Here is an 11,926-nt window from a genome sequence, read left to right on the forward strand (position 1 = left end):
AAAGCCCGCCCGCCGGACGATTACGGCCGATAAACCCAGACCCACGACCACTGCGAGGCAGGTGTAAAGATAGATACCGATTTCGGGAGCGATCCCTGCCCATCTCGACGCTATGATCGCCGGCAGGAAAAGCCAGATCGAAAACGGCGGGTTATTATCGATCACATCGACGTAGAGCCGCTCTCCATTGAGTACCCGCTCTGCTTCCGTGATGAGCCAGCTCGTGTCGACGATGGTTCCCCATCGCTGCTGCCACACCGCCGCCACCAAGAAGACCACGGCACTCTGGATCAGCGCAATCCGTAGCACCGACGACGTCGTCGAACTGAAGCCGGCCGTGTCCGTCGCGCTACTCATGTTCGGCTGCCCCTGTTGCCGCCCAACATGGCGGCTGAGGTGTCGCCGTCGCTGCACCATAGATCATGTAAAACGTACCAATGCCCGAGAGAGTTATGACGCGACTATAGCGCGAACTTGCTAAACTCGGCGTTAAGGCTTGCCTGACGGCGGGGCCTGTCGCACTGATCGGCGCAATTGTGGGCGGGCTGCCGGAGCCGTTTGGCGTAAAGTTGCTATTGTCAGGATCAATGGCTCAGACTGCACGCTTCTATCTCGGTGTGCGGTGCTGCGGAATCGAAAATGGCTTCGCACCGCACCCTTCCAAAATTGCATCCTGCAACTGTGAAAGCTAGCTCAAAATTAGCTCAAACTTTTAGGCGAGACTAAGCTCATATCCCCGGACAACTGGGAGACTAGCTCACTTGCCCCTCGACATCCTGAAAAGTGCCGATTAGAAGGCGATTAAAAAACCTCGGTCTTCCTCGACCTAGTTCGCGTCCACAGACCAAGCCACAAACTTACGGATGATTTCCTATGTCGACTGAAAAGCAAGCTCCGTTTGAAAAAACACTGGCAGGAAAACGGATACTGATAACCGGCAACACTGGTTTTACGGGTGGATGGGCTAGTTTGTGGCTGAACGCTATTGGAGCGGATGTTTCAGGATATTCTTTGCCACCTCAGACTTCCCCCACGTTATTCGACGCCGCGAGTGACGCGGTCGACACCACATTCGGTGATATTTGTGACTATGAACGGCTACTAGCGGCAGTTTCTCGCATTGAGCCCGATTTGATCCTTCATCTTGCGGCCCAGCCTTTGGTCAGACGCTCGTATGACGAGCCCGTACAGACTTTTTTGGTGAACGCCCAGGGAACTGCACATGTGCTTGAGGCCGCCCGCATGGTCAAAAGCGTTCGGGGCGTTCTCTGCGTTACCACCGACAAAGTATACAAGAATAATGAGTGGTCTTGGCCATATCGCGAAAATGATCCTTTAGGGGGAAAAGATCCCTATAGCGCTTCAAAAGCCGCCGCGGAGATGGTGATTCAAAGTTACGCAGCTTCGTTTCCCAACCAGAACGGAAAAGGCCCTGCGATCGCTACCGCGCGTGGTGGTAACATTATAGGAGGTGGCGACTGGTCCGCTGATAGACTGATCCCTGACTTTGTTCGCGCGGTCATTAACAATGAACGGCTAACGTTGAGGTATCCGGAGGCTACACGACCATGGCAACATGTGTTGGCGCTGGTACATGGCTACCTGCTGATCATGGCGGGTCTGATTTCTGAAGATCCTATGCACTACGCCAGAGCGTGGAACCTCGGACCGCAGGATGTCAAACAATATACGGTACGGGACGTACTGACATTAATGTCGGATTCTTGGCAACGGCCAGATCTTGCATTCATGGACAACCCACTGCCGGAAGCAGTAGCTCTCGCTCTGGATAGCACGTTGGCTCGAAATCAGCTAGGTTGGAGACCAGCTTGGGACACAGATCAAGTAGTGAAGGAGACGGCAGTCTGGTACCGTCGCTACTACGACAATCCCTCTTCCGCCTTAAGCATAACGCTCGAGCAGATTGATGCGTGGCGCGGGAAGATCACTCAATGATTTTCATCATAGGCGGCGCCGGCAGATTAGGACAAGCGATAAGAACCCGTTTCGAAGGCAGCGACACGATTTCATTGAGCCGGCACGTCTACGAGGATTGGTGGAAGCCCAATTCTGGTGGCCAGATTTCCAAGTATTTTCAGCCTTGGGCGGGGACACATTCTACCCTGTTTGTGGCGTCCGGCTTGCTCGATCCCCATGCCAGCGATACGGACCTTTCAAGGATTAACTACTCACTGCCGGTTAACATTATTGAAAACGTAACAGATCTCGGAATTCGGGTTATTACTTTTGGGACAATTATGGAAACGTTATTGTCACAGGGCAATGCGTATGTTCAAAGCAAGGTCGCGCTGAGCCGTTATGTGTCGCACGCGGCTTCAAACGATCGCGCTGTCGCTCATTTCAGATTGCACACTTTATATGGCATAGGCGAGCCCTCCCCTTTCATGTTTTTGGGGCAAATACTCAATGCACTCCGTTCTCGCTCGCCATTCGAAATGACGGAGGGGAAGCAGCTGCGCGAATATCATCATTTTGAAGATGACGCTGAGGCAATCTATCGCTTTTCGACGAACTGGAAACCAGGGATCGTGGAACTGAGTCACGGTCAACCCGTAACTCTAAGAAATATTTCCACAACGCTCTTTTCCGCATTCGGTGCCGAGGCACTCCTCAAGATTGGAGCCCGTCCCGAACCCGAGGAGGAAAACTACCATACGTCGTTCTCCAAGCCAGATTTTGCGGAATCTATGAAGTTTAGGGATGCTCTCCCTGCCATTGTGAAATATATGGAGCAGTGCCTAGGGGGATTCAGGGCGGAAGGATGATGAATCAGAGAGTGATTGCAAGAGAAAAGCCACTGATTTCCATTTCAATTCCCGTGCTTAATGAAGAAGGGAATATCCAAACGCTGTATTCGCGTTTGACGGCACTGGCTGCCCAGATGGAAGACAAATGCAGCCTTGAGTTTGTGTTTTCAGATAATCACTCCAGTGATCACACCTGGGCGATGCTCACCGAGTTAGCGCACAGAGACTCCCGCGTGAAGGCAATACGCTTTTCCAAAAACTATGGGTTCCAGCGCTCGATACTTGCCAACTATCTCCATACGCAGGGCGATGCGGTAATGCAAATTGATGCCGATTTGCAGGATCCACCTGAGATGCTGCAACAGTTTTTTGAGCTTTGGCAGCAAGGATATCAGGTAGTCTACGGCGTACGGCGCACAAGGCCGGAAAATTTGCTCATATCGAATTTTCGACGCCTCGGGTATTGGGCCATTGATAAATTGAGCGAACATCCAATACCGCGAGATGTGGGAGACTTTAGGTTAGTCGATAGGAAAGTCATTAATGTGCTGGCGAAAATAAAGTCGCCGAGCCCCTATTTGAGGGGAATGATTGCTGGTTTTGGTTTCAAACAAGCAGGGCTTCCTTATGACCGGGACGCAAGAGTTGCCGGTCAGAGCAAGTTCAACGTTATGCGCCTCATTCGCCTAGGCATGACGGCGGTCTTAAATCACTCGACCGTTCCTCTCCGCGCGGCCTCGTTTGTAGGAGGTGTCATATTGGCAGCCAGCCTGCTAGGCGCGGCGTACTATGTTGTGTTTCGCCTCTTTCATCCCGAGTTGCCTCAGGGTCTCGCTAGCATTCACATCCTAGTTCTCTTCGGAATCGGATTGAATGCCTTCCTCTTGGGAATTATTGGGGAGTATATTCTTCGAATATACCTGATATTGCGCGCCGAACCGATCGCTGTTGTAGAGCATAGCCTGAACTTCCAGGCGTCCGAAATTAAGCTGTAGGAGCAGAAATCTCGATGAAAGCGGTAATTCTTGCGGGTGGCCTCGGCACTCGAATTGCGGAAGAGTCTGACACGAAGCCAAAGCCGATGGTTGAGATCGGCGGACGTCCGCTGCTATGGCACATAATGAAAATATACTCTCATCACGGCATCAAAGACTTCGTCGTTTGTCTTGGTTACAAGGGTTACGTCATTAAAGAGTTCTTTTTCAACTACCACCGACACATGTCTGACATGATTATTGATCTTAAAGTTGGAGATCACAAGATCCTCAACAGTCAATCAGAAGATTGGAATATTACTCTGGTAGATACCGGAGCTGATACGATGACAGGCGGGCGGTTGAAACGAATCGCCTCCTATGTCGGCGACGAGACGTTTTGCGTGACTTATGGGGATGGGTTGGCAAACATTAATATTGGTGCAGAGATTGAATTTCATCGCAGTCACGGGAAGATCGCGACGGTTGCCGCCGTACAACCCCCCGGGCGGTTCGGTGTACTCAATATCGACAGCTCACATAGTGTCACGAGCTTTGAAGAGAAGCCACGCGACGAAATCGGCTGGATCAACGGCGGCTTCTTCGTTCTTGAACCCTCTGCCATCGATTACATCGATGGCGATGCGATGTCATGGGAACGCGAACCCCTGTCCAATCTTGCCAAGGACAACCAACTTGGTGCCTTCCACCATCACGGATTCTGGCAGCCATGCGATACGCTCAGAGATAAGCGGGAACTTGAGAACCTCTGGGCGCAAGATAAAGCTCCCTGGCGCGTTTGGACTAATTGATGGCGAAGAAAGTGACTCGGAAAAGGCACGCATGGATACGACATGCCGTTGGTGCAAGTATAACATTAATATGTCTTGCGGCCATCGCATGGCAGATAAATGCCACGGAAGTGCTCGATGCAATCGAACATTTTCATTGGATATACTTGGGATGGGGCATTTGCGCCCTCGCTGCAGACTATGCTTTGAGAATATTTCGATGGTCCATAATGCTCCGCTCAGCGGGTGTCTCGGCCTCCTTTGAAAACTGCGCGGCTCCTTTTCTTGGATCAATCACGCTGAATAACATCCTGCCCTTGCGTCTTGGCGACGTAGTTAGGGCGTTGATTTTTCCGAGAGCGATGGGCGCCACTAAAACAGCAGCGACAAGCAGTTTGGTGATGGAACGGCTTATCGACCTAATGACATTGCTACTTTGTTTGACGATTGGCCTCTCAGCCGCCAGCGCTGCCGCCATTCCGCCGTCTCTCGTCACTACTGCGATCACCATGGCTGTTGTGGGCGGGCTCATGCTTTCGTTTGGTTTTCTCTTCAGCGGAAAGCTCGCGCAATTCTTTGAACGTTTTGGCCAACGCACTTCAACCCAAGTGTGGCGAGGATTGTTGTCCAAGACCTCGTTTGCCGTCAGCGGTCTTTTGGGAAGCTTCGAAGCGATGTCGCGCCCCAAGGTCTTGGCTGCGCTGCTCGCAATTTCGATGCTAATTTGGATCGGAGAGGCCGGTCTATTTTACTTCGTTCTGCTCGGATTCGGCGTCGAGGCGAAAATAACAACAGCTGTTTTGGTGATGGCGCTTGCCACACTATCGACCCTCATTCCATCGTCACCCGGATATATCGGTCCGTTCCATTTGGCTGCGTTCTTTGCGATATCGTTGACAGGAGGTAGTACGGCCCTAGCCGGCAGCTATGCTGTTTTAGTTCATCTTGCCCTGTGGTTACCGACAACCATCGTCGGCGCGATCGCTATGTGGGCGAGCCCGGCCCTATTTAGTGCCGCTCGCTCTGACGAAGGCATGTTAGTTGAGAAGAGTGAAAACATATGAGCCAGTATGATGTTGTGATAGTGGGTGCAGGATTTACGGGACTTACTGCAGCCCATGTGCTTGCAAAGCAGGGGAAACGGGTTCTCGTTCTCGAAGCGGATGAGACCGCAGGGGGCTTGGCAGGAACGTTCGAGTTTAGTGACGGAACTAAACTCGAAAAATTCTACCATCATTGGTTTAATAACGACATTTACGTTCCCGAGCTCGTGAAGGAACTCGGGATGGATGGCGACGTTCTTTTACTGCCAACTAGAACCGGCATGTACTTCAACGGCCGTATATGGCGCCTCTCCTCCCCATTGGATTTGCTTCGATTCAACGCTTTGTCCCTCATTGACCGCGTGAGGTTAGGATTGCTCGTTTTTCAGGTGCGACGTATTCGCGATTGGAAGTCTATCGAACATCTGAGTATTCGCGAGTGGCTCGAAGGGCTTTGCGGTCGAAGGGTGTATAAGATTGTATGGGAGCCTCTGGTGGAGGCAAAGTTCTCGGTGTTCGCTGAAGCCGTGAACGCCGTCTGGATGTGGAAAAAGCTGGTTTTGCGGGGCGGCACCAGAAATAGTAAAGGGGGCGAGGAACTGGCTTATTTCAAGGGTGGCTTCGGTAGGCTTGCCGAGGCACTTGTGAAATCAATCAGGGAGCATGGCGGCGAAGTAAGATTTGGGACGCCCGTTACGGGAATAACGACCAGCGATCAAACTATTCGTGCTTTAAGAACCGATGAGGGAGAGTTTGACGCCGACAAGTTCATTTTCACCCCTGCGTTTCCTCTAATCGCAGATATGTTCGAATCCGCCGCTCGTCCGGAGTGGCTTTCCACGCTGCGGAAGGTAAAATATCTCGGCAATATGTGCTTAGTTTTGCGGCTTCGCCAAAGTCTTTCAGAGACTTATTGGCTAAACGTCAATGACCCAGGTTTCCCGTTCGTCGGCGTAATCGAGCATACTAATTTTGATAGCCCGGAGAACTATGATGGTTCTCATATTGCTTATCTTTCCAGATATCTCGCCGTCGAAGATCCCGTCTGGTCGTTTAGTGATGAGGAATATTTCCAGTTTGCATTGAAGCACCTGAAGCGTATGTTTCCTGCAATGGAGGAATCCTGGATAATCGACTACAAGGTATGGCGTTCGGAATTCGCGCAACCGGTCACTGAAAGGAACTATTCGACCTATGTTCCCGGCAGCAAGACCCCATTTGTGAATGCATTTATATCGACTATGGCGCAGATTTATCCAGAAGATCGAGGGACAAACTACGCAATCCGCGAAGGCAGGACCATCGCTGGAGTGGTTGCCGGAAAATGACATTCGCCCAGCGATTTACCTCTCAGGGCCTCAAGCCTTATTTTGGGGCCATCCTTTTGTTGCTGGTTGTTTTCGTTTGGCTTGCAAAATTGCATCCCGTCCGTGTTGGAGACGGATCAGAGTATTATGCGATGTTTTTGGCCTGGGTGGTTGACCACAAGCCGTGGATGACCACCGCCGCGTACAAGGCGTACGATGCTCTTTATTCGACGAATTACATAAGGGCCCTCGTGCCCTCCGACATTGTCGCAAACCAATTCCCCGCATTGAAGACAGGGGACACAAGCGACTTCAATCATTTTTGGTTTTATAGTTTTGCGGCGGTCATTTGTTGGAAAATTGCGTCTGTTGTCGGTGTAACTCTGACCATACACCAAAGCTTTCTCGCGCTTCATTTCCTGTTGCTGTTGTTTTTGGTAACAATTGCCAATTATTATGCAGGCTGGCGCGGCATCGTTGCAGTCATACTGATGACGTTTGGATCGCCAATCGTATGGTTTACTAACAAAGTCCACACTGAATTTTTTACGTATTGCCTGACAACGGCCGCGGTAATCTTCATCTATTCGAGGCGATATGCCTTCGGAGCCATGATGCTGGCAATCGCTTCGACTCAGAATCCGAGCTTTGCCCTTGTAGCATTTGTGCCTTTCGCCTACCGATTTGTCCTCGAAAGAAGCCGCCCATACACCGCGCTGGAGGTTTTGGCGCTTATCGCCACGGCGCTCGCGGTTCTTATGCATCCCCTTTACTACCTTATGCGGCTTGGTGTTCCAACGCCCCAGCTATTGGCCGGTGGCGCATCGCTGGGCGGCGAGCTTTCCTTGTTCTACATTTGGATCCTCGATCTTGATATCGGGCTGCTGCCAAATTGGCCTCTAGGACTGATTGTGCTAATAGCTGCCGCCGCGCTTGCCCTGTACCATAGGCGCAAATCGTCTATTACATTCGATGTGCCGTTTGCGGTATTCGTTTTTCTTTACTATGCGATCAGTTTTTACGCTCAGTCTTCGACAACGAACTTAAACTCCGGCGCTACCACGAGCGTCGCGCGGTATGCCCTTTGGTATATCGCTCTGTTCTTTCCAATCTTTCTCTTCGTAATCAGCAAACTTTCCAAGCGGCCTTATCTCTGGGGGACAACCGGCGTAATCGCCGTGATTTTTTCTCTCCTTCATGACCGGCCGAATTTGGGAGAGAATTATACGACGCCGACCGCACTATCTTACGCAGTGCAGAGATATCTTCCCTCGCTTTACACACCGCCGGCGGAGATATTCGCAGAACGGTACTCTGGATACGGAGAAGGAATATATAGCCAGAATATCAGAGGTGTATTGGGCCCCGATTGTCGCAGACTATTACTCTATCCCGGACCTGATAGGAACGGGGTTGCTGCTCCAGCCTATTGCCTCGATGACCAAGAAAAACTGACGGCCTATGCCAATAATCACTTGGGAGTGCACGGCGAGGCATTCTACGTGAATATTGAAACGCAGGAGCTGACTGCGCTCGCCGAGTCGGTTTCTCTCCGCGAATATGAAGTCGGGCTGAAGAAGCCAGGGAATTTTGCAATCGGAACCGGTTGGAGTTCACCCGAGGAATGGGGTATGTGGTCAAATGGCAAGGCGGCGACGCTCATCCTGCCGTGTGAAAAACTTGCCACGCTGTCGCCGAACAGAGCTTTGTCTCTCGTCCTGAAATTAAACCCCTTTGGCGAACAGACACTCGATATCAAACAAGACGAAAATACGGTTTGGGCGGGGAAGATCGCGGAGGCAGCTACTATTTCGGTGCCTCTCTCGTTCAAAGCTTGTCCATCCCGAATGACTTCTGTTCATATAAACATATCTAATCCACAATCGCCGCAGGAGCTGGGCGTTTCAAGCGACGGCCGGAGGCTCGGAATTGGGTTGGAGAAATTCATCCTTGCACCAGGTTGAGCTCGAGACGCGATGCCCGGATGAAAGGGGTCAGAGACTAAATTCCTCGTGTCCGCACTGGAGGTAAGCGCACGACTGTGTTCGAGCTTTCTATGGGATCAGCTTCCGCAGCTTCGCGGGTTGAATAAAATTGGAATTCGTCGGGGAACTTGTATTGACAATAGATATATTGATGATCGGCGTCTTCTCGGCGTTAATTTGTGTCATGTTACCTGGATGGGGGCTCAAACAATTTCTCCGCACGCGCGGCATGAAGTTCCGCGACGGTCAGGCGTCGGCCCTGCTTTCTTCATTTGCCCTTGGCGTCCATATTAATGCAATCATTTTTCTTGGCTGTTGGACTTTTGCTAATCCCGCACATCCACTTCACATCGCTGCAATTATAGTTGCGATTAATTTGTTGATCGCACTCGTCGGGATACGACTGGCGCCGCGGTCGCAGATCACGATCGATGCTCCGCTGTTCGTGCTTGCCGCGCTTGGCATAATTATCGGAGTTTTCGCGGCCATTAGATTTCCGAATACCCTTGATTCTGTTCAGATATTTCAGGTCCAAAAATTTATGCTCGGCTGGGATGGGGGATATCAGATAACTGGTGGCCCGAGTGCACGGCTCTTCCATCTATTCTTTGGTGGCCTAGAAATACCTACTCAGGCAGGTTTTGGCGGATTGACACTAATCCCAGCTCTTCTGCTCTGGTCTTTGCCGGTAGCGACCGCGGCGGCCGCAAACAAAATTCTTCTATTTTCGCTAGCTGCAGTTGTTTCATTATATTCGGCGCGCCGTTTCGGATTCAATTACACGCTTTTGGCGGCAGCGATTATCTTTTGCGGTCTGACGTTGAGCCAGTTTGGCCTTTACGGGCTCTTTTCGACGGGGAAAGACTCGGCGTTTGCAATTTTGATGGCTCTCGCTTCGCTTGCGGCGCTCGCCGACGACGAATCCGAAGCCGTCACGAACGAACCGGGGCTGTTTATGTCTGCGGCCATTTTGCTGGGCGCAGTTGTGGTTCCTTTTTTGATGATTTTTTGGGCCTTTTATGTTGCGTTTTCTGGTGGCCGAATGCTATCGCGCGCAGCTAGGCAAGCAATTTGGTGTATATATCCGCTAATCGTCGGCATAATTGGTGTTCATGCTGTCTTTGCCACGCCAGATAGCCATTTCGTTTCCCTGCTTCCCGCGCTCGTCGCGGGCTTTGTTGGCACATTAATTCTGCTTTTGATCGCAAATAGAGTTCGTGGTCGTAGTTTGCTCGTCGCTGAAAAATTTTCCTATGGCTTTGCTCTCGTTCCAGCACTTTGCGTGAGCGTGATTGCGGCAATTATGCCAGTAACCGGGCATATCATAACTGGATATCAAAACGGTTTGCCCATCACCGCCTCCTATCCACCTCTCGATGGAATCACGACCGCGCGAGATTTTCTTCTGTCAATGAACCCAGCCAATAATTCATGGCTCTGTGTTTTCGCACTCGCAAGTATTGTAGTAACCCCTATTCTTTCTCGGAAATTCAGAACGCCTTTCTATCTCGCCTTTTTTTGCTTTTTGCCGGCGACAGCCCTTTTCGCCTTATTGAACGTCAAGCTGGGGCTCCATCTTCTTCCGGACTTCAATCTTTGGGATATATCCCGTGATACCGTTCAGTGGTACTTAGGTGCGTTTGGCGCTGTTTACGCGCTGATTGGTGCGTATGCATTGCTGTATCGCGTGCCGGTGGCCAACTTGGCGAGCCTAGCCATAACTATTTTCGTTATCGCGGGTGGCCTAGCAAAGGACCATCAAGAACTCTCATCGACACTTTCCCTGCTTCCCACAGTAACGGCATCAGGAGGCTCTTCAAATCCTATAACCGCAGTAGCGATGGATTTCATTTGGCGAGAGGCTCGAAATAGTACGGTTTATATTTCGACAGATTCTCCGTTCGAAGAAGGGTTCAACGGATATTATTTGTTCGGGCCTAAGCGGGTTGAACACTTTGACCCGAAATTCATCGGGACGGAAAAGGAGCAAGCCTTCCTTACAAGCGCGACAGATATGGTCAAGGTGTTGCAGCCGTCAACGACAATGCATGGAAGCGGATATGTTCAGCCGGTTGGCGATAACGCTTTTATGATAAAACTTGTAAATGACGGCAAATCGGCCATGGATCTAAGGGCGGTTCCTGAGATGCTGGTTAACACTGCTGGTGCTTACGCGATTGAAACCGTGGAAAATACGAGCTTTCGGTGGGCGTCGCGCACGGTGAAGATTGATCTTATTCGGCCAAAATATGCGAGCGATGACTATTGCCCGACGCTTAAATTCGTCAATGTCTGGGGAGATCCAGATCTCGCGATACAGATCCAAACCGCAGCGGAAAGTAAAAAAATCACCGTTCCGAAAGGTGCTAACTTTGTTGAGCCTTCGAAGACGACCACATGCCTTCATTTCGATGAAAATGGCGCGGCTTCAATCAACCTGACGGCGAACAACGGTGAGCGCGAATTTCCAAATGATGCGCGCAAAATTGCTTTTGGGCTGCTTTGGCCAATTCATTGAAAGCCCTTACTGACCGACCCGCATTCGCTAAATGTAAGCGCCATGGCGACGCGGTTACGCAGGCCAGTTCCGCCTCTCCAGTGTAACCGACCGATTGTTACCGCGGAGATTTCGCTTGTAACGGAAGAGGATGAAGATATCGCGTTTCTCGGACGACCAGAAGGCTTCCAGGGAGTTCTGCGGCGACGATTGCACGCTTCCTTTCAATCGAGGCTCATGTTAGCCAAAGCCGTTATTCAAAAGTAAGCGCGCATTTGGGTGCACGCCGTAAAGTGGCTCGAAGGGGCGCGCGTCAGGCGGTCTGTTTTTTGAAGTTGAAGGGCAGCAGGTCCTCGATATCGGTGTCGTTTGGACGCTGCGGCAGTACGGTGAGGACGTATTTCAACCATGCGAATGGCTCGACGCCACAGGCCCGGCAAGTCAACATCAGGCTATAGATGACGGCGCTGGCTTTGGCGCCGGCAGGTGTGTCGCTGAACAGCCAGCTGTTTCGTCCGGTACAAAAAATTCTGATGTCCCGTTCGAGAATGTTGTTGTCTA

At 51.1% G+C, this 11,926-nt stretch carries 9 protein-coding genes and 1 pseudogene; 8 read left to right on the top strand and 2 right to left on the bottom strand.

Annotated elements, in window-relative coordinates; genetic code table 11:
* Nucleotides 1-357: pseudogene (locus tag PH547_RS32965) on the bottom strand (hypothetical protein); the annotation flags it as partial.
* Nucleotides 358-873: 516 nt separating this feature from the next.
* On the opposite strand from PH547_RS32965, the gene rfbG reads away from it, so the two are divergent.
* The 8 genes from rfbG (at nt 874) to PH547_RS33005 (ending at nt 11,386) form a co-directional block, all read left to right on the top strand.
* A complete protein-coding gene (rfbG, locus tag PH547_RS32970; protein WP_285170428.1) occupies nt 874-1,956 on the top strand; it encodes a CDP-glucose 4,6-dehydratase in 1,083 nt (360 codons plus the stop codon).
* Nucleotides 1,953-2,786: an NAD-dependent epimerase/dehydratase family protein gene (locus PH547_RS32975; protein ID WP_285170430.1), complete on the top strand. Its 834-nt coding sequence runs from the start codon at nt 1,953-1,955 to the stop codon at nt 2,784-2,786. The genes rfbG and PH547_RS32975 overlap by 4 nt, the downstream gene beginning before the upstream one ends.
* Nucleotides 2,786-3,763 carry a glycosyltransferase family 2 protein gene (locus tag PH547_RS32980; protein ID WP_285170431.1) on the top strand — a complete coding sequence of 326 codons (978 nt, stop codon included), beginning with the start codon at nt 2,786-2,788 and terminating at the stop codon, nt 3,761-3,763. The genes PH547_RS32975 and PH547_RS32980 overlap by 1 nt, the downstream gene beginning before the upstream one ends.
* Before the next feature lie 14 nt (nt 3,764-3,777).
* Complete coding sequence (gene rfbF, locus PH547_RS32985; protein ID WP_285170432.1) at nt 3,778-4,554, top strand: glucose-1-phosphate cytidylyltransferase; 777 nt, start codon at nt 3,778-3,780, stop codon at nt 4,552-4,554.
* Complete coding sequence (locus PH547_RS32990; protein WP_285170433.1) at nt 4,554-5,597, top strand: lysylphosphatidylglycerol synthase transmembrane domain-containing protein; 1,044 nt, start codon at nt 4,554-4,556, stop codon at nt 5,595-5,597. The genes rfbF and PH547_RS32990 overlap by 1 nt, the downstream gene beginning before the upstream one ends.
* Nucleotides 5,594-6,904: an NAD(P)/FAD-dependent oxidoreductase gene (locus PH547_RS32995; RefSeq protein ID WP_285170434.1), complete on the top strand. Its 1,311-nt coding sequence runs from the start codon at nt 5,594-5,596 to the stop codon at nt 6,902-6,904. The genes PH547_RS32990 and PH547_RS32995 overlap by 4 nt, the downstream gene beginning before the upstream one ends.
* Entirely contained in the window at nt 6,901-8,847 is a 1,947-nt protein-coding gene (locus PH547_RS33000) for a DUF7024 domain-containing protein (protein ID WP_285170435.1), read from the top strand. Before PH547_RS32995 ends, PH547_RS33000 begins: the two co-directional genes overlap by 4 nt.
* Before the next feature lie 154 nt (nt 8,848-9,001).
* Nucleotides 9,002-11,386, top strand: coding sequence for a hypothetical protein (locus PH547_RS33005; protein WP_285170436.1), 2,385 nt, complete (start codon nt 9,002-9,004; stop codon nt 11,384-11,386).
* 292 nt (nt 11,387-11,678) lie between these two features.
* Here the strand turns inward: PH547_RS33005 and PH547_RS33010 are convergent.
* Nucleotides 11,679-11,926, bottom strand: a 248-nt coding sequence (locus tag PH547_RS33010) for a transposase domain-containing protein (protein WP_285170407.1), incomplete at its 5' end; no start/stop codon positions are given.

The sequence above is a fragment of the Rhizobium cerradonense genome, from assembly GCF_030182455.1.
GTDB lineage: Bacteria > Pseudomonadota > Alphaproteobacteria > Rhizobiales > Rhizobiaceae > Rhizobium.